18 protein-coding genes are annotated in these 18596 nt (G+C 67.5%); 6 read left to right on the plus strand and 12 right to left on the minus strand.

Annotated elements, in window-relative coordinates; genetic code table 11:
- Positions 1-22 precede the first annotated feature (22 nt).
- The 6 genes from PARN5_RS0119030 to glpD all read right to left on the minus strand — a co-directional run bounded on the left by PARN5_RS0119030 (position 23) and on the right by glpD (position 5869).
- Entirely contained in the window at positions 23-304 is a 282-nt protein-coding gene (locus PARN5_RS0119030; protein WP_026155572.1) for a DUF2160 domain-containing protein, read from the minus strand.
- A gap of 134 nt (positions 305-438) precedes the next feature.
- Entirely contained in the window at positions 439-1242 is an 804-nt protein-coding gene (locus PARN5_RS0119035; protein ID WP_018001365.1) for a carbohydrate ABC transporter permease, read from the minus strand.
- Positions 1242-2129, minus strand: coding sequence for a sugar ABC transporter permease (locus PARN5_RS0119040; RefSeq protein ID WP_018001366.1), 888 nt, complete (start codon positions 2127-2129; stop codon positions 1242-1244). The genes PARN5_RS0119035 and PARN5_RS0119040 overlap by 1 nt, the downstream gene beginning before the upstream one ends.
- On the minus strand, positions 2129-3205 hold the full coding sequence (locus PARN5_RS0119045; protein ID WP_018001367.1) for an ABC transporter ATP-binding protein: 1077 nt from the start codon (positions 3203-3205) through the stop codon (positions 2129-2131). The genes PARN5_RS0119040 and PARN5_RS0119045 overlap by 1 nt, the downstream gene beginning before the upstream one ends.
- Before the next feature lies 1 nt (position 3206).
- Positions 3207-4283, minus strand: a complete 1077-nt coding sequence (locus tag PARN5_RS0119050) for an ABC transporter ATP-binding protein (protein WP_018001368.1) — start codon at positions 4281-4283, stop codon at positions 3207-3209.
- A 38-nt stretch (positions 4284-4321) separates the two neighbouring features.
- Positions 4322-5869, minus strand: coding sequence for a glycerol-3-phosphate dehydrogenase (gene glpD / locus PARN5_RS0119055; protein WP_018001369.1), 1548 nt, complete (start codon positions 5867-5869; stop codon positions 4322-4324).
- A gap of 322 nt (positions 5870-6191) precedes the next feature.
- Between glpD and PARN5_RS0119060 the strand changes: the two genes are divergently transcribed.
- From PARN5_RS0119060 to PARN5_RS24625, 4 genes are all read left to right on the plus strand, one after another.
- Entirely contained in the window at positions 6192-6689 is a 498-nt protein-coding gene (locus tag PARN5_RS0119060; protein ID WP_018001370.1) for a cell wall hydrolase, read from the plus strand.
- A 161-nt stretch (positions 6690-6850) separates the two neighbouring features.
- Positions 6851-7789 carry a sulfate adenylyltransferase subunit CysD gene (gene cysD, locus PARN5_RS0119065; RefSeq protein ID WP_018001371.1) on the plus strand — a complete coding sequence of 313 codons (939 nt, stop codon included), beginning with the start codon at positions 6851-6853 and terminating at the stop codon, positions 7787-7789.
- Between the two features lies 1 nt (position 7790).
- A complete protein-coding gene (cysN, locus tag PARN5_RS0119070) occupies positions 7791-9713 on the plus strand; it encodes a sulfate adenylyltransferase subunit CysN (protein WP_018001372.1) in 1923 nt (640 codons plus the stop codon).
- A gap of 161 nt (positions 9714-9874) precedes the next feature.
- Complete coding sequence (locus tag PARN5_RS24625; RefSeq protein WP_198289623.1) at positions 9875-10051, plus strand: hypothetical protein; 177 nt, start codon at positions 9875-9877, stop codon at positions 10049-10051.
- A 51-nt stretch (positions 10052-10102) separates the two neighbouring features.
- Here the strand turns inward: PARN5_RS24625 and PARN5_RS0119080 are convergent, their stop codons facing one another.
- A complete protein-coding gene (locus PARN5_RS0119080; RefSeq protein ID WP_018001374.1) occupies positions 10103-10888 on the minus strand; it encodes a nitrilase-related carbon-nitrogen hydrolase in 786 nt (261 codons plus the stop codon).
- An 82-nt stretch (positions 10889-10970) separates the two neighbouring features.
- Here PARN5_RS0119080 and PARN5_RS0119085 point away from each other — a divergent pair, with 82 nt between their 5' ends.
- The gene (locus PARN5_RS0119085) at positions 10971-12620 is read left to right on the plus strand and encodes an NAD(P)/FAD-dependent oxidoreductase (RefSeq protein WP_018001375.1); all 1650 of its coding nucleotides are present in this window, start codon (positions 10971-10973) and stop codon (positions 12618-12620) included.
- Between the two features lie 222 nt (positions 12621-12842).
- A complete protein-coding gene (locus PARN5_RS0119090) occupies positions 12843-13904 on the plus strand; it encodes a 3-deoxy-7-phosphoheptulonate synthase (protein WP_018001376.1) in 1062 nt (353 codons plus the stop codon).
- 406 nt (positions 13905-14310) lie between these two features.
- Here the strand turns inward: PARN5_RS0119090 and PARN5_RS24630 are convergent, their stop codons facing one another.
- The 5 genes from PARN5_RS24630 to PARN5_RS22610 all read right to left on the minus strand — a co-directional run bounded on the left by PARN5_RS24630 (position 14311) and on the right by PARN5_RS22610 (position 18585).
- Positions 14311-14463, minus strand: coding sequence for a hypothetical protein (locus tag PARN5_RS24630; RefSeq protein ID WP_018001378.1), 153 nt, complete (start codon positions 14461-14463; stop codon positions 14311-14313).
- Positions 14464-14608: 145 nt separating this feature from the next.
- Complete coding sequence (locus tag PARN5_RS0119105) at positions 14609-16126, minus strand: tripartite tricarboxylate transporter permease (protein ID WP_018001379.1); 1518 nt, start codon at positions 16124-16126, stop codon at positions 14609-14611.
- Between the two features lie 3 nt (positions 16127-16129).
- Entirely contained in the window at positions 16130-16624 is a 495-nt protein-coding gene (locus PARN5_RS0119110; RefSeq protein ID WP_018001380.1) for a tripartite tricarboxylate transporter TctB family protein, read from the minus strand.
- Positions 16621-17562: a tripartite tricarboxylate transporter substrate binding protein gene (locus PARN5_RS0119115; protein ID WP_018001381.1), complete on the minus strand. Its 942-nt coding sequence runs from the start codon at positions 17560-17562 to the stop codon at positions 16621-16623. Before PARN5_RS0119115 ends, PARN5_RS0119110 begins: the two co-directional genes overlap by 4 nt.
- Positions 17563-17745: 183 nt before the next feature.
- Complete coding sequence (locus tag PARN5_RS22610; protein ID WP_232419468.1) at positions 17746-18585, minus strand: ABC transporter substrate-binding protein; 840 nt, start codon at positions 18583-18585, stop codon at positions 17746-17748.
- Positions 18586-18596 lie beyond the last annotated feature (11 nt).

Genomic DNA, 18596 nt, shown 5'->3' on the forward strand with positions numbered 1-18596 from the left:
CCTCCCTAGTGAGACTTCTTGGTTAGACCCAGCGGAACACCGCTGCGGCAAAGACAAGGCACAGCGCGAGCGCCCACCACAGCGGCGGGCCCGCGAAGAACAGCCAGCCCAGGCAGATGAAGGCCGAGCCGAGCAGGCTGATGAACAGCCGGTCCCCGCGCGTCGTCTCGATGCGCAGGATGCCGGTGCGCGGGGTTTCGGGAAACCGCAGCGCAAGAATGGTGAAGAGCGTCAGCAGGCTGGCGATCACCCAGAAGAACAGCGCCACCGGAAAGGTCCAGGCCATCCAGCCGCCGGGGATCATCGGGTCGAACCACTGCTTTTCGCCCTCAAGGCTGGGGGTGGCCCAGATCAGGAAAGCCAGCGCGGCGCCCAGCACGGCGACGGCAGCGATGCAGATCGCGGTCCAGTTGACGCGACGAACGGCCAGGTCGGTCATCACACCCTCCCCAGGGCGAAGCCCTTGGCAATGTAGTTGCGCACGAACCAGATCACGAGCGCGCCGGGGATGATGGTCAGCACCCCCGCCGCCGCCAGCACGCCCCAGTCCATGCCCGAGGCCGAAACCGTGCGGGTCATGGTCGCGGCGATGGGCTTGGCGTTCACGCTGGTCAGCGTGCGTGACAAGAGCAGCTCGACCCAGGAGAACATGAAGCAGAAGAAGGCCGCGACCCCGATTCCGCTGGCGATCAGCGGCATGAAGATCCGCACGAAGAAGCGCGGGAAGCTGTAGCCGTCGATATAGGCGGTCTCGTCGATCTCCTTCGGCACGCCGCGCATGAAGCCTTCCAGGATCCAGACCGCCAGCGGCACGTTGAAGAGGCAATGCGCCAGCGCCACCGCGATATGCGTGTCGAAGAGCCCGATCGAGGAATAAAGCTGGAAGAAGGGCAGCGCGAAGACCGCCGGCGGCGACATGCGGTTGGTCAGAAGCCAGAAGAACAGGTGCTTGTCGCCCATGAAGCTGTAGCGGCTGAAGGCATAGGCAGCGGGCAGCGCCACGGCGATGGAGATCACCGTGTTCATCACCACGTAGATGATCGAGTTGACATAGCCCATGTACCAGCTGGGGTCCGTCAGGATCACGCGGTAGTTCCGCAGTGTCAGGTTGTGCGGATAAAGGCTGAAGGTGCCGGTGATCTCGGCATTGGTCTTCAGGCTCATGTTGACCAGCCAATAGATCGGGATCAGCAGGAACAGCAGGTAAAGCACCATGACGATGGCCGAGGGTTTGAGGCGCATCACAGGCCCTCCGGAATGTCGGACGGGTTGCGGTCCATGCTGGTCATGACGGTGTAGAACACCCAGGAGACCAGCAGGATCACCAGGAAATACATCAGGCTGAAGGCCGCAGCCGGGCCCAGGTCAAACTGCCCGACCGCCATCTTCACCAGGTCGATGGACAGGAAGGTGGTCGAGTTGCCGGGACCGCCGCCGGTGACGACGAAAGGCTCGGTATAGATCATGAAGCTGTCCATGAAGCGCAGCAGCACGGCGATCAGCAGCACGCCCTTCATCTTCGGCAGCTCGATATGGCGGAACACCGCCCAGCGGCTGGCCTGGTCGATGCGCGCCGCCTGGTAATAGGCCTGCGGGATGGATTGCAGCCCGGCATAGCACAAGAGCGCGACAAGGCTGGTCCAGTGCCAGACGTCCATGACGATCACCGTCACCCAAGCGTCGATCGGGTCGTTGGTATAGTTGTAGTCCAGCCCCAGGGCCTCAAGCGTATGGCCCAGAAGGCCGATGTCGACGCGGCCGAAGATCTGCCAGATCGTGCCCACGACGTTGAAGGGGATCAGCAGCGGCAGCGCCATCAGCACCAGCACCAGGCTGGACCAGAAGCCCTTCTTGGGCATGTTCAGCGCCACGAAGATCCCGAGCGGCACCTCGATGGCCAGGATGATGGCCGAGAACAGCGCCTGCCGCCCCAGGGCTTCGTGCAGGCGCGAGGAATGGACCATCTCGTCGAACCATTCGAGGCCGGCCCAGAAGAATTCGTTGTTGCCGAAGGTATCGTTGAAGGCGTAGTTCACCACCGTCATCAGCGGGATCACCGCCGAGAAGGCGACGATCACCAGGACCGGCAGCACCAGGAACCAGGCCTTGTTGTTCTGGGTCTTTTCCATCAGCGGCCCTCCTGCGGCGCCACGCGCCAGTCATCGGCATAGACGTTGATCTTCTGCGGCAGGAAGGCGACGCGCGGCTCGGCCGGCAGGGCGCCGCCCTCGGGCAGCACCAGGTTCAGCGCCCGGCCCGCGACCTCGCCGCGCAAGAGGCGGTGGCGGCCGACGTCCTCGATCCGGCGCACGGCCAGCGGCAGGCCGTCCGCCGCAAGCACGGCATGTTCGGGGCGGATGCCGATCTGCACCCGGCCCGACAGCGCCGGATAGCGGGCGCCGAGCGCCACGATCTCGCCACCCGGCAACCGGGCCTGATCGCCCTGCACCTCGGCGTCCAGGAAGTTCATCCCCGGCGAGCCGATGAAATAGCCGACGAAGCTATGGGCCGGACGCTCGAACAGCTCTTCGGGCGTGCCGATCTGCACCACGCGGCCGTCATACATGACCACGACCTTCTGCGCGAAGGTCAGCGCCTCGGTCTGGTCATGGGTGACATAGATCATGGTATGGCCGAACTGGCGGTGCAGTTCCTTGAGCTGGGTGCGCAGTTCCCATTTCATATGCGGGTCGATGACGGTCAGCGGCTCGTCGAAGAGGATCGCGTTCACGTCCTCGCGCACCATGCCGCGGCCAAGGCTGATCTTCTGCTTGGCGTCGGCGGTCAGGCCCTGGGCCTTGCGCGACAGCATCGCCTCCATGCCGATCATCCGGGCGATCTGGTCCACCCGCGCCTTGATATAGGCGGCGTCCTTGCCACGGTTCTTCAGCGGAAAGGCCAGGTTCTCGCGCACGGTCATGGTGTCATAGACGACCGGGAACTGGAACACCTGGGCGATGTTGCGCGCCGCCGTCGGCGCATCGGTCACGTCGCGGTCGCCGAACAGCACCCGGCCGTGACTGGGGGTCAGAAGCCCCGAGATGATGTTCAGAAGCGTGGTCTTGCCGCAGCCCGACGAGCCCAGCAGCGCATAGGCGCCGCCGTCCTGCCAGACATGGTCCATCTCCTTCAGCGCGTAATCCGCTTCCGACTTCGGATGCGGATTGTAGCTGTGCGCCAGGTTCTTCAGCGTGATCTGCGCCATCTCAGGCCGCCTTCGCATAGGATGCGGGCGCGGCCAGCCGGCCGTCCGCGTCGAACAGATAGACATGCGCCGGGTCCAGCCAGACCGAAAGCGGCTGGCCCGGCGTCAGCACATGCACGCCCTCGACCAGCCCGACCCAGCGCTCGGCGCCGTGATCGACATGGATGAAGGTTTCCGAGCCGGTGATCTCGGTCGCGACCAGGGTGCAGGGAAACTCGACCGCCGCCGGGCTGTGGCGCGAGAGCGACAGGTGGTTGGCGCGAAAGCCGGCCAGATAGTCGCCGTCGGGCAGGCCCGGGACCGCGGGCACCGCGACCTGACCCAGCAGCAGCCGGTCGCCGCGCCGGGTGGCGGGGACGAAATTCATCGGCGGGTCGGAAAACACCCGCGCCGTCGCCGCATCGACCGGCGCGCGATAGACCTGCGGCGTCGGGCCGAATTGCGTCACCCGGCCCTGCCACAGCGTCGCGGTATGGCCGCCCAGCAGCAGCGCCTCCTCGGGCTCGGTGGTGGCATAGACGAAGATCGCGCCGGAGGCCTCGAAGATGCGCGGGATCTCGACGCGCAATTCCTCGCGCAGCTTGTAGTCGAGGTTGGCCAGCGGCTCGTCCAGCAGCACCAGCCCGGCGCCCTTGACCAGCGCGCGGGCCAGGGCGCAGCGCTGCTGCTGGCCGCCGGACAGTTCCAAGGGCTTCCTGGCCAGCATCGGCGTCAGGCGCAGCATCTCGGCGGTCTCGCGCACCTTGCGGTCAATCTCGTCCCGCGGCCGACCCAGGATGCGCAGCGGCGAGGCGATGTTTTCATAGACCGAAAGCCCGGGATAGTTGATGAACTGCTGATAGACCATGGCGACGCCGCGGTCCTGCACGCGCTGGCCGGTCACGTCCCGGCCCTGCCACAGGATGCGGCCGGTGGTCGGCTGGTCCAGCCCGGCCATCAGCCGCATCAGGCTGGTCTTGCCCGAGAGCGTCGGGCCCAGGAGCACGTTCATCGTGCCCTCGCGCAAGGTCAGGCTGGTCGGGTGGATATGCACCCTTCCGCCGACAAGACGCGAGACGCCCTGCAATTCCAGCGCCATTCCTTCTCCTCCCCTCGCCGCCCCCTCCGGGCGGCGGATCATCGCGATCCGACGAAGCCTTCCAACTCGCGGATCTGGTTGTCGCTCATGTGCAGCCCCAGCTTGGTGCGGCGCCACAGGATGTCCTCGGCCGTGCAGGCGAATTCGTTGGCGATAAGCCAGTTTACCTCGGTCTCGCTCAGCCCGGCACCGAAATCGCGGCCCAGGTCCGCAAGGCTCTGCGCGCCGTCCAGCATTAGGAAAGCCTCGGTGCCATAGGTGCGCACCAGCCGCTGCGCCAGGCGCGCCGGCAGGAACGGAAAGCCGGCCTGAAGTCGCGCGATCAGTTCGGGGGCGCCGTCGACCGGGAAATCGCCGCCGGGCAGCGCCACGCCGGCCGTCCAGGGCTGGCCTGCCTGCGGAAAGAAGGGCGCGAGCTTCTCCAGCGCGCTTTCGGCCAGCCGGCGATAGGTGGTGATCTTGCCGCCGAAGACATTCAGCAGCGGCGGCCCCTGGGTGTCGAGGCTCAGCACATAGTCCCGCGTCGCCGCCGTCGCCGATTTGGCGCCGTCGTTATAGAGCGGCCGCACGCCGGAATAGGTCCAGACCACCTGTTCGGGCGTCACGGCCTTGGCGAAATACTGGCTGGCGAAGGCGCAGAGATAGTCGCGCTCGGCCTCCGTGCAGCGCGCTTCGCCCGGCGGGCCCTGATGGTCCATGTCGGTGGTGCCGATCAGGGTGAAATCCTGCTCATAGGGGATGGCGAAGATGATGCGCCCGTCGCTGCCCTGGAAGAAATAGCAGCGGTCGTGGTCGTAGAGTTTGGGCACGACGATATGGCTGCCGCGCACCAGCCGCACCCCTTCGGATGAGCGGATATGCGCGACATTGCGGATCACGTCCTCGACCCAGGGACCGCCGGCGTTGACCAGCGCCCGGGCGTGATGGGTCTGCGGGCCGTCTGGGCCTTCGGTCGTGACCTGCCACAGGTCGCCCACCCGCTCGGCCCGGGTGACGCGGGTGCGGGTCAGGATGCTGGCGCCGCGGGCTGCCGCATCGCGCGCGTTCAGCGCCACCAGCCGCGAATCCTGCACCCAGCAGTCGGAATATTCCCAGCCGCGCCGGAAGCCGGGCTTCAGCGGCTTGCCGAAGCGGTCGCTGGCGAGATCCAGCCGCGTGGTGCCGGGCAGGATCTTGCGCCCGCCCAAGTGGTCATAGAGAAACAGCCCCAGCCGGATCAGCCAGGCCGGGCGGCGGCCGCGCGTCCAGGGCATGACGAGCCCCAAGAGCCGCGAGGTCGGCGTATCGCTTTCAAAGCGCATCTCGGGCGAATAGGGCAGCACGAAGCGCATCGGCCAGCTGATATGCGGCATGGCGCGCAGCAGGGTCTCGCGCTCCTCCAGCGCCTCGCGCACCAGGCGGAACTCGAAGAATTCCAGATAGCGCAGCCCGCCGTGGAACAGCTTGGTCGAGGCCGAGGAGGTCGCCTGCGCCAGATCGCCCATCTCGGCCAGCGTCACCGTCAGCCCGCGGCCGGCCGCGTCGCGCGCGATGCCGCAGCCGTTGATGCCGCCGCCGATGATGAAAAGATCGGCCGTTGGCCGCATTGCCGATGACACGCCAACCCCTCCGCCGGTGCCACGCCCCTGTCTTGCCGAAAACTTGTAACGGCTGCGTGACCCCGGTCAAGCATTGATTTTCGCTTTTTGGTAGATTCGCGCAAAAACGAACTGAATTGCGCGGCAATGCAGAAAAATCCGGGCAGGATTGCTGCAATTGCAGCGTGGCGTCCGCGTCCATACGCGGTTTCTTTCGTTTCGCGTGGCGAAGCGGCGCCGCGAATCGCCGCGATGACGGTTGAAGCAGCGGCGTGGCTCTTGCTAAGCATCGGGCGAATGCGGCCCTGCGCCGCGCGTCAAAGGAACCGCCATGCCCTTCCCGAGCTTTCGGCCCGCGCTGCTGACCGGCCTTGCCCTGCTGATGCTGGCGGGTTGCGGCTTGCGGCGCCACAGCCCGCTGGAATGCATGGAGCGGGCGATGTATTTCGAATCGAACCGCTCCAGCCGCGACGGCATGATCGCCGTGGGCAGCGTGGTGATGAACCGGGTCGAATCCGGACAATATCCGCGCTCGATCTGCGGTGTCGTCGGTCAGCGCGGACAGTTCGCGCCGGGCATCATGACGCGGCGCATGAACGACCGCGGCCTGCCCATGGTGCGCGAGGCCGCCCGCGCCGTCCTGCGCGGCGAGCGTCACCCGATGATCGGCAATGCCATGTTCTTCCACGCCGCCAGCCACCGCTTCGGCTATGACAACATGCATTACGTTCTGGTCGCGGGCGGCAATGCGTTTTACGAAAAGCGCAAGAGCCACCTGGTCAGCCAGCCGGTGCCGCCGCGCCCGGTCGAAGGCATTACCGGCTGGTAAGCCGGCGCCAAACGAACCGATGCGAAGATTTGCGAAAGGCGCGCGCGCGGCACGGCGACCGTCTGCCGGATATGCCGGCCGGGCAAGGCGGATTCCCGCTGTGGTGGTCTTGGTATTGCCGGCGAAATCTGGCAAAGGACGCGCAACGTTGAACGGGGGCCATGCAGATGAGCAGCATCGAGAGAGAAACCGAGGGTCGGGCGGCCACGCTGACCCACCTTCAAAGGCTTGAGGCCGAGAGCATCCAGATCATGCGCGAGGTGGTCGCCACCGCCGACAATCCGGTGATGCTCTATTCGGTGGGCAAGGACTCGGCCTGCATGCTGCATCTGGCGAAAAAGGCCTTCTACCCGGCGCCGCCACCCTTCCCGCTGCTGCATGTGGACACGACCTGGAAGTTTCGCGCCATGTACGAGCTGCGCGACCGCGCCGCCGCCGCGGCCGGCATGGAGCTGATCGTCCATCACAACCCCGAGGCGATCGAAAAGGGCATCAACCCCTTCGACCACGGCAGCCTGCACACCGATATGTGGAAGACCGACGGGCTGAAGCAGGCCCTGACCAAGTTCAATTTCGACGTGGCCTTCGGCGGCGCGCGGCGCGACGAGGAGAAATCCCGCGCCAAGGAGCGGGTGTTCTCGTTTCGCTCGGCCAACCATCGCTGGGACCCCAAGAACCAGCGCCCCGAGCTGTGGAAGCTCTACAACACCCGCAAGGGCAAGGGCGAATCGATCCGGGTCTTTCCGCTGTCGAACTGGACCGAGCTCGACATCTGGCAATACATCCACCTGGAAGGCATCGACATCGTGCCGCTGTATTTCAGCGAGAAGCGCCCGGTCGTGGAACGCGACGGCTTGCTGATCATGGTCGACGACGAGCGCTTCCCGCTGCGCGAGGGCGAGGTGCCGATGATGAAATCGGTGCGTTTCCGCACGCTGGGCTGCTATCCGCTGACCGGCGCCGTCGAATCCGAGGCCCGCACCCTGCCCGAGGTCATCCAGGAGATGCTGCTGACCACGACCTCGGAACGCCAGGGCCGCGCCATCGACCACGACCAGTCCGCCTCGATGGAGAAGAAGAAGCAAGAGGGGTATTTCTGAAATGAACCTTCAAGACAAAGACCCCGTCTACGTCACCGACGCGCTGATCGCCGAGGACATCGACGCCTATCTGCTGAAGCACCAGCACAAGACCATGCTGCGCTTCATCACCTGCGGCTCGGTCGATGACGGCAAGTCGACGCTGATCGGCCGGCTGCTCTATGACAGCAAGATGATCTTCGAGGACCAGCTGGCCAGCCTGGAAAACGACAGCAGATCGGTCGGCACCCAGGGCGGCGAGATCGACTTCGCGCTGCTGGTCGACGGGCTGGCGGCGGAACGCGAGCAGGGCATCACCATCGACGTGGCCTATCGCTTCTTCGCCACCGACAAGCGCAAGTTCATCGTCGCCGACACGCCCGGCCATGAACAATACACCCGCAACATGGTCACCGGCGCCTCGACCGCCGACCTGGCGGTGATCCTGATCGACGCGCGCCAGGGCGTGCTGACCCAGACCCGGCGGCACAGCTATCTGGTGAACCTGCTCGGCATCAAGAACGTGGTGCTGGCGGTGAACAAGATGGACCTGGTCGACTACTCGGCCGAGCGGTTCTACGAGATCGTCAGCGACTACAGCCATTTCGCCAAGCAGATCGGCATGGAGAGCTTCCTGCCGATCCCGATCTCGGGGCTCAAGGGCGACAATATCGTCACCAGGAGCCCGGCGATGCCCTGGTACCAGGGCCCGACCCTGCTGGGCCACCTGGAAGAGGCGCCGGTCAATGACGCCCGCATGCAGGAACAGCCCTTCCGCATGGCGGTGCAATGGGTCAACCGGCCGAACCTCGACTTCCGCGGCTTCGCCGGCCAGATCGGCGCCGGGCAGGTCGCCCCGGGTGACGCGATCCGGGTGCTGCCCTCGGGCAAGACCACCACGGTCAAGTCCATCGTCACCTTCGACGGCGATCTGGACCAGGCGGTGGCCGGGCAATCCGTCACCATCACCTTCGCCGATGAGATCGACTGCTCGCGCGGCGACGTGATCGTGCGGTCGGACGCGCCCTGCGAAGTGGCCGACCAGTTCGAGGCGACGCTCGTCTGGATGGCCGAGCAGGAGATGCTGCCGGGCCGGCCCTATATCCTGAAGATCGGCACCCAGACCGTGACCGCCACCGTGACCGAGCCGAAGTATGAGGTGAACGTCAACACGCTCGAGCACCTGGCCAGCAAGACGCTGGGCCTGAACGCGATCGGCGTGGTGAACATCTCGACCGACCGGCCGATCCCCTTCGAGGCCTATGCCCAGAACCCCGACCTGGGCGGCTTCATCCTGATCGACCGAATGACGAATGCCACGGTCGCGGCCGGCATGATCCATTTCGCGCTGCGCCGCTCGCAAAACGTGCATTGGCAGGCGCTGGATGTCGACCGCGAGGCCCATGCCAGCCTGAAGAACCAGAAGCCCGCCGTGGTCTGGTTCACCGGCCTGTCGGGTTCGGGCAAGTCGACCATCGCCAATATCGTCGAGAAGAAGCTGCACGCGCTTGGCAAGCACACCTTCCTCTTGGACGGCGACAACATCCGCCACGGGCTGAACCGCGACCTGGGCTTCACCGATGCCGACCGGGTGGAAAACATCCGCCGCGTGGGCGAGGTGGCCAAGCTGATGACCGATGCCGGGCTGATCGTGCTGACCGCCTTCATCTCGCCCTTCCGCTCGGAACGGCAGATGGTGCGCGACCTGATGGCGCCGGGCGAGTTCGTCGAGGTCTTCGTCGATACGCCGCTGGCGGTCGCCGAATCGCGCGACGTCAAGGGTCTCTACAAGAAGGCGCGCGCCGGCCAGTTGAAGAACTTCACCGGCATCGACAGCCCCTATGAACTGCCGCAGCAGGCCGAGATCACCGTCAACACCGTCGACCTGACCCCCGAGGACGCCGCCGAGCGCATCGTGCAATATGTGCTGACCCGGATGAGCTGAGGCCGGATGCCTAAGGATTGACGTAAAAGCCAGGCAAAGGGGCGGTGTCGGCAACGGCACCGCCCTTGCCTTGCGCCGTTTCGGCAACACTGTCCGAAAGTGGTATTGTTGTTCCCCTGTTCCGCGAGGCAGGCTTGGGGAAAGAACAACAGGAGATGACCATGAAAGGCACGGTCACGATCACGGGTCGCAGGGGCGCGCTGGTGTCCGGGGAATACGAAGTCACCGGCGACCGGCTGCGGGTGTTCTATGACGGGCAGGAGCGGCTGGTGCGCATCGACGGCGGCCAGGTCGATCACCTGGCCCAGGCGCTGCTGCGCGACCTCTGGCTGGGCTGATCCCGGCGGGATGAACCTCGTGCCGGGCCGATGCGGCCCGGTGCGCGTGTCTCAGGCGCCCTTGCCGCCGGGGCGGTATTCCCGCGCCAGCGCGGCCCGACCTTCGGGCGGCACGGCATCGGCCGCGGCCAGGTCCACGACCAGCAGCGCCTCGCCCCGCGCGCCCGCCATGGCCAAAGGCTGGCCGTCCGGTCCGGCGATGACCGACAGGCCGCCATAGTCCAGCCCGGCCTCGGCGCCCGCGTAATTCGCATAGGCCACCACTGCGCCACTCTCATGCGCGCGGGCCGGGACCAGCACGCGCTGGACATGCTCGAAGCCCAGCGGATTGGCGGTCGGCACCAGGATCAGCCTTGCCCCGTCCCGGGCCAGTGCGGCGGCATGGCCGGGAAATTCGATGTCATAGCAGACCAGCGTCGCCGCACCTTGCCCCGCCAGTTGAAAGACCGGTGGCAGTTCGGTGCCGCGCCGGAAGCCCGCCTGCTCCATGGCGCCATAGAGCTGGATCTTGCGGTAATGCGACAGGATCGCCCCGTCAGCGCCGATCACCGTCACGGCGTTGTAAAGCGCCTCGCCCGCGCGCTCGGCCCAGCCAAGGCACAATCCGCAGCCGGCCTCGCGCGCCATCGCGCGCAGGCGGGTGATCCATGCGCCCTCCAGCGGTTGGGCCAGCGCGGCATGCAGGTCGGGGCGGTTATAGCCGGGCAGGATCAGCTCGGGCGTCAGCAGCAGCCCGGCGCCCGCCGCCGAAGCCGCCCGCAACTGCTGGCAGATCGCCCGGAAAACCGCGTCGATCCGGCCATTTGTCGGCGGCGCCTGCCAGAGTGCAATCTTCACTTTTCAGCCCCTTCGCGGCGATACTGGCGCGCAGTCTAACCGATCCTCCGGCCTTCGCCAGCCGACCCCGTGGGAGAGCAGCATGACCGACCGCCCCGTCACCGCCTTCGGGCCGGATTTCCCCTTTGCCTATGACGACTGGCTGCGCCATCCGGCGGGCCTGGGCGCCATCCCGGCCGAGCGGTTCGGCACCAAGGTCGCGGTGATCGGCGCCGGCTGCGCCGGCATCGTCGCCAGCCACGAGTTGATGAAGCTGGGCCTGCATCCCGAGATCTATGAATCGGCCAAGCTGGGCGGCCGGCTGCGATCCGAGATCTTCGAGGGCACCGAGGACGTGGTGGCGGAACTGGGCGGGATGCGCTTTCCGGTCTCCTCGACCGCCTTCTACCATTACGTCGACCTGGTCGGGCTGGAAAGCCGGCCGTTCCCGAACCCGCTGACCGCCGCCGCCGGCTCGACGGTGATCGATCTCGAGGGCGAGACGCATTTCGCCCGCAGCCTCGACGACCTGCCCCGGCTTTACCACGAGGTCGCCACCGCCTATCGCGCCGCGCTGGAGGAGCACGCCGATTTCGCCGCGCTGCAACAGGCGGTGCGCGACCGCGACGTGGCGCGGCTCAAGGCGCTGTGGGATCCGCTGGTGGCCCAATGGGACGAGCGCACCTTCTACGATTTCGTGATCTCGTCCAGGGCGTTCCGGGGCCTCGGCTTCCGCCACCGCGAGGTGTTCGGCCAGGTCGGCTTCGGCACCGGCGGCTGGGACAGCGACTTTCCGAATTCGATGCTGGAGATCCTGCGGGTGAACCTGCTGGAACTGGACGACAACCAACGCTTCATCGTCGGCGGGGTGGAAAACGTGCTGCAACGGCTGTGGCGCCAGCCGGCGGTCTGCGTGCATTGGCCCGCGGGCACCACGCTCAGCGCGCTGAACGGCGGCGCGACGCTGGGCCGGGCCTGCCGCATCGCCCGCAAGGGATCGGGCTTCACCGTCACCGACCAATGGGGCGTTGCCCGCGATTATGCGGCCGTGCTGGTGACCTGCCAGAGCCACCTGCTGACCACCTCGGTCGCGGTGGACGAGTCGATCTTCGACCAGAAGCTGTGGATGGCGCTGGACCGCACCCGCTACATGCAGGCGGCGAAGACCTTCGTCATGGTCGACCGGCCGTTCTGGAACGACACCGATCCGGCGACCGGGCGGCCGCTGCTGTCGATGACGCTGACCGACCGGCTGACGCGGGGCAGCTATTTCTTCGACAACGGTCCCGACCGGCCGGGGGTGATCTGCCTGAGCTATTCCTGGATGACCGACGCGCTGAAGGTGCTGCCGCTGGCGCCCGAGCGGCGGGTCGAACTGGCGCTGGATGCGCTCGACAAGATCTATCCCGGCGTCGACATCCGCAGCCATATTCGCGGCGCCCCGATCTGCGTCAGCTGGGAGGCGGACGAGAATTTCCTTGGCGCCTTCAAGGGCGCGCTGCCCGGGCATTACCGCTATAACCACCGCATGTATGGCCATTTCATGCAAGGCGCGATGCCCGAGGAGCAGCGTGGCATCTTCCTGGCCGGCGACGGCATCAGCTGGACCCCGGCCTGGGTCGAGGGCGCGGTGCAGACGGCGCTGAACGCGGTCTGGGGGGTGATGGCGCATCTGGGCGGCGCCTGCGCGCCCGAGAACCCCGGGCCGGGCGAGTTGTGGCCGCGGATCGGCCCGCTGGCCCTGCCGGACTGAGGCGCAGAAAAGGCGTGACAAGCCGGCGCGGCCCGGCTAACCATGACGCCATGTCGCATCGTGATTTCTACACCGCCTCGTTTTATTGGTTCCGCTGTCCCCAGCGGAGCCGGGTTGCCGTGTAGCGTCAGGAACGCGATACCATCCCCGAAAGCCGCTGGCCCGACCGGCGGCTTTTGTCTTTCGAAAACCCCCGGTCCGGCCCTTCGCAGAGAAAGAGCCATGACCATCCAGACCGAAAACCTGCATATCGACAGCCTGCGCCTGCTGCCCGCACCCGCCGCCCTGGCGGCCGAGTTGCCGCGCGACGACGCGATCTCACGCCTCGTCACCGAAAGCCGCGCCGCGATCCGCGCCATCCTGGCCGGCCGGGACCGCCGGCTTCTGGTGGTGGTCGGCCCCTGCTCGATCCACGATCCCAAGGCCGCGCTCGACTATGCCGCGCGGCTGGCCGAGGAACGCCGGGCGCTGTCCGACCGGCTCGAGATCGTCATGCGGGTCTATTTCGAAAAGCCGCGCACCACGGTCGGCTGGAAGGGGCTGATCAACGACCCGCATCTGGACGGCTCGGACCGGATCGAGGACGGGCTGCCGATGGCGCGCCGCCTGCTTCTGGACATCAACCGCCTGGGCCTGCCGGCGGCGACCGAGTTCCTGGACCCGATCCTGCCGCAGTATTTCGCCGACCTGATCGCCTGGGGCGCCATCGGTGCGCGCACCACGGAAAGCCAGATCCACCGCCAACTGGCCTCGGGCCTGTCCTGCCCGGTCGGCTTCAAGAACGGCACCGATGGCGGCGTGCAGGTGGCGCTGGATGCGATCCGCTCGGCCGCGGGCGCGCACAGCTTCCCGGCGATCACCGCCGATGGCCGCGCCGCGATTGCCCGCACCACCGGCAATGCGGCCTGCCATCTGGTGCTGCGCGGCGGCCATGCCGGGTCGAACTACGGCGCCGCCGATGTGGAAGCCGTCGCGGCGGCGGCCGCCAGGGCCGGGGTGGATCCCGGCATCGTCATCGACGCGAGCCATGCCAACAGCGGCAAGGACGCCGCCCGCCAGCCGGCGGTGATCGCCGACATCGCCGCGCAGATCCGGGACGGCGAGACGCGCATCCGCGGCGTGATGCTGGAAAGCAACCTCGTCGCCGGGCGGCAGGATCTGGCCCCCGACCGCGTGCCGACCTATGGCCAAAGCATCACCGACGCCTGCCTGGGCTGGGAGGACACGCGCCGGCTGCTGCACGGCCTCGCCGCCACCCTGGACGCGCAGGCCCGCGCTGCCTGAGGGCTGGTCCCGGCTTTCTCTGGCCAGTTGCTGATGGCAGAAAGCCCCGCGTCCCGTCGCGGGGCCTTTCGCGACGGCGGGCGCGTGCCGCATGATCTGCACGGGAAAGGCCGCTGAGCGATCTTCGGTCCGAACGCCGCCGGGGCGCGAACCGGGGCGATCCGCTGCCGATGCCGCGGACCGCGCCCGAGACATTCGTCGGCGAGGATCCCGCCCTTCCTGGCGGTCGCGGCCGCCGCTACCAGGTCGGCGCCGACATGCTCTTCGGGCAGATCCTGCCCTATCCGGACAGTCGCCGCACGGAGACGGCCGCGATCCGCTGTCGATCGCAACGAAACGCCGCCCGGATCGGCTGATCGGGGCGGCGGGATGGCGCGGGGCATGGGGCCTGCTGCCCCGGTCGTCCTTACAGGTGGATCTGGCTGAAGGCAGCCTTGGGAATGCCCAGTTTCTTCAGGTCGCGCGCGTCCGGGGTGCGGTGCATGTCCACCGCGGCGGCGGCGTGAACGGCGGCCCGGAAGGCGCCGAAGAACGAGCGGAGGGACTGAAGGGCGGTCATCTGTCTAGCCTGTCTGTCGGTGTTTCTACGCCAACAGAGATGGGCCTCCCCCGCCGTTTCCGCAACGCAGCATTTGGGCAATGCCGCCATGTGCGCAGGGCATGGCGATCCCGGCCGCGCCGATGGCGGGCCGGGATCGCGGGTCTCAGTCCTCGTCGCCGGCAAGCTGCGCCAGCACCTGGCCCTTGCCGCGCGCCCGCAGGATCAAGGGCACGATCAGCGCCAGGGCGGCGATGCCCAGAAGCGTGGCCGCGATGGGCGAATGCAGCAGATAGCTCCAGTCGCCCTGGCTGATCGACAACGCCCGGCGCAGCTGCTGCTCGGCCATCGGACCCAGGATCAGGCCGACGACGATGGGCGCGATGGGATAGCCGTAAAGCCGCATCACATAGCCCAGCACGCCGAAGCCCAGCAGCATCCCCAGTTCGACGCTGGAGGGATTGGCGCCGATGGTGCCCAGCGTCGCGAACAGCAGGATGCCGGCATAGAGCCAGGGTTTCGGCACGGTCAAGAGCCTCACCCACAGCCCGATCAGCGGCAGGTTCAGCACCAGCAGCATGGCGTTGGCGATCAGCAGGCTGGCGATCAGCCCCCAGACCAGCGTCGGGTTGGTGGCAAAGAGCAGCGGGCCGGGCTGCAGCCCGAACTGCTGGAAACCCGCCAGCATGATCGCCGCCGTGGCCGAGGTCGGCAGGCCCAGCGTCAAGAGCGGCACCAGCGTGCCCGCCGCGCTGGCGTTGTTCGCCGCTTCGGGACCGGCCACGCCCTCAATGGCGCCCTGGCCGAATTCCTCGGGGTGCTTCGAGAGCTTCTTCTCGGTCGCATAGGACAGGAAGGTGCCGATCTCGGCCCCGCCCGCGGGCATGGCGCCGATCGGGAAGCCGATGACGGTGCCGCGCAGCCAGGGTTTCCACGAACGCGCCCAGTCCTGGCGATTCATCCAGACCGAGCCCTTGACGGCGGTAACCTCGTCTTCGTGCTGATCGCGCTGCCCGGCGATGAACAGCGCCTCGCCCACCGCAAACATGGCGACGGCCATGGTGGTGACCTCGATCCCGTCCAGCAGCTCGGCCTGGCCGAAGGACAGCCGCGCCTGGCCGGTGAGCTGGTCGATGCCGACGCAGGCCAGCGCCAGGCCCAGGAACAGCGAGGTCAGCCCGCGCAGCGCCGAATCGCCGAAAGCGGCCGAGACGGTGACGAAGGCCAGCACCATCAGCGCGAAATATTCCCGCGGCCCGAACACCAGCGCCAGCTTGACGATGGTCGGCGCCAGGAAGGCCAGCAGCAGCGTGGCGATCAGCCCGGCGATGAAGCTGCCGATGGCGGCGGTGGCCAGCGCCGGCCCGCCCCGGCCCTTGCGGGCCATCTTGTTGCCTTCCAGCGCGGTGATGATCGAGGCGCTTTCGCCCGGCGTATTGAGCAGGATCGAGGTGGTCGAGCCGCCATACATGCCGCCGTAATAGATGCCGGCGAACATGATGAGCGACCCCGCCGGGTCCAGCCGATAGGTGACGGGCAGCAGCAGCGCCACGGTCAGCGCCGGGCCGATGCCGGGCAGGACCCCCACGGCAGTGCCCAGCGTGACGCCGATCAGCGCATAGAACAGCAGCATCGGGTCGGCGGCGGTCGCCAGCCCCTGCATCAGGAAATCGAAGGCGCCCATGGCTCAGCCCCCCGGGAAGAACAGATGCTCCAGCGGGCCGGGCGGCAGGTGCAGCATCAGAAGTTGCGAGAAGACCACCCAGACCACGAAGGCGAAGGCGATGCCGATGGGCAGGGTCAGCGCCAGGTTGCGCTTGCCGAAGGCGAAGGCGGTGCAGGCAAACAGGATGCCCGTCGCGATGGAAAAGCCCGCGACATGCAAAAGCAGCAGCTGGATGGCAAGGCCTGCGACGATCCACAGCACCGGGGCGGCCCGCTGCGGCGGGCGTTCGGGGAAATCGCCGCGCAGCGCGGCCAGCACGGTCCAGCCGGCCAGGCCCAGAAGGCAGAAGGCCACGACGCGCGGCACGCTGGCCGGGCCGACGCCGGAATAGCCGCCCAGGTCGGCCAGCCGCGCGCTGTCCCACAGCATCACCCCGGCGATGACGGCAAGGCCGAGCGCGATGACAAGCGCCGCCCCATCCGGGCGGCGCTTGGTTTGCGGTTGCAGGTCGCTCATTTCACCAGACCGATGTCCTTGAGGATCGCGGCGGTGGATTCCTCGTCCTTGGCGAGCTGGGCGTCGAACTCCGGCCCGGCCAGGAAGGTGTCGATCCAGCCCTTGTTGGCCAGCTGCTTCTGCCAGTTTTCCGACTTGGCCATCTTCTCGATATCGGCGGTGACCTTGGCTTTCTGCTCGTCCGAAAGCCCCGGCGCGGCCGCGACCATGCGCCAGTTCTGCAGATCGACGTCCAGGCCCGATTCCTTCAGCGTCGGCGCGTCCACGCCCTCGATCCGCTCGGGCGAGGAGACCGCGAGCAGGCGCAGGGTGCCGGCCTTGACCTGGGCCTCGAACTCGCCCAGCGAGGAGACGCCCGCTGTGACCTGGTTGCCCAGGATCGCGGCCAGCGCCTCGCCGCCGCCAGAATAGGCGATGTAGTTGATCTTGGTCGGATCGACGCCGGCCGCCTTGGCGATCAGGCCGACGGCGATATGGTCGGTGCCACCGGCCGAGCCGCCGGCCCAGCTGACCGCGCCCGGGTCCGCCTTCAGCTTCTCGACCAGCCCGGCCATGTCCTGGATCTCGGACGCGGCCGGGACCACGATGGCCTCGTATTCGCCGGTCAGCCGCGCGATGGGCGTCACGTCCTTCAGCGAGACGGGCGAGCCGTTGGTCAGGATGGCGCCGACCATAACATAGCCGCCGACGATCAGCGCATCCGGGTTGCCCTTGTTCTGGCTGGCGAATTGCGCCAGGCCGATGGTGCCGCCGGCGCCGGGCACGTTCTGGACCTGCACCGATTTCGAGATGCCGTCCTCTTGCAGCACGGTCTGCATGGTGCGCGCGGTCTGGTCCCAGCCGCCGCCGGGGTTGGCGGGCGCGATGATGGTGTAATCGGCCATGGCCGGCAGCGCCATGGCGCCGGCAAAGAGGCTGGCGAGAACGAGATGCTTCATGGTTTCCTCCGCATCGACCGGACGCGCGCGGCGCCGGCCCGTTTGGCTGTTTTTCTGGCTTTGGCCCGCATTTCTCCCAAAACGCGGGCGGTCCTCCGTGAACCCGGTGGCGGGCCCTGCGCCCTTTGCATCACAGAAACCTGTCATGGACCTGACGCGGGCGTGAAAAATTTGCCGGAAACGCTATCTGGCGGACAGCGCCCGGTTCCAGCGCGACAGCAGCCGCGCCCGCGTCGCCTGGTCCAGATAGGCCAGAAGGCCCGGGCTGACCGGCACCGGCTTCAGCCGCACGCCCTCCAGCCCCGCCATGCCGCCCAGCGGCGAATCCTGCCCCGCGACTTCAAGGCTGACGGCCGACAGCCGCAGCGTACGCGACAGCAGCGCCTGCCCCTCGGGCGACATCAGGAAGGCCAAGAACTCCGCGCCCAGTTCCGGCGCCCGCGCCGCGCGCGGCACCAGCGCCACGCGCGAAACGACCACGGTGAAGTCGCGCGGCAGGATCACCCCCACCTCGGGGTGCTGGCGCGCCCAGTCGGCGGCATAGGAGCCAAGCAGATTGTAGCCCACCGCCAGCCTTCCGTCGGCGATGCGGGTCAGGATCTCGGCCGTGGTCGGGTATTGCCGCACGCCCATGCGGCCCATCGCGCGCACCACCTCCCAGATCTTCGGGTAAAGCTCCTGGTCGCGGGCCAGGAACAGATAGCCCACGCCCGAGCGCGCCACGTCATAGGTGCCGATGCGGCCCTGCGCCTCGGCCGGATGCCCGGCCATCCATTCCAGCAGCTCGGCCCGGGTCGAGGGCGGCGGGTGGTCGCGGAAGCTGGGCTTGTGATAGGCGAAGACGGCGGGCTCGAAGGTCAGCGCATAGGCGGTGTCGCGCCAGTTCGCCCAATCCGGCCAGCCGGGCGTGTCGGGCGTCACCACCGGCCGGGCAAAGCCGTCGTTCGCCAGTTTCACCTGCAGGTCCATGGCCGAGGAAAAGGCGAAATCCGCCGTGCCGGTGCCCGCCTCGGTCTCGGCCACGATGCGGTCGT

Source organism: Paracoccus sp. N5, from assembly GCF_000371965.1.
In the GTDB taxonomy this organism is placed as follows: Bacteria; Pseudomonadota; Alphaproteobacteria; order Rhodobacterales; family Rhodobacteraceae; genus Paracoccus.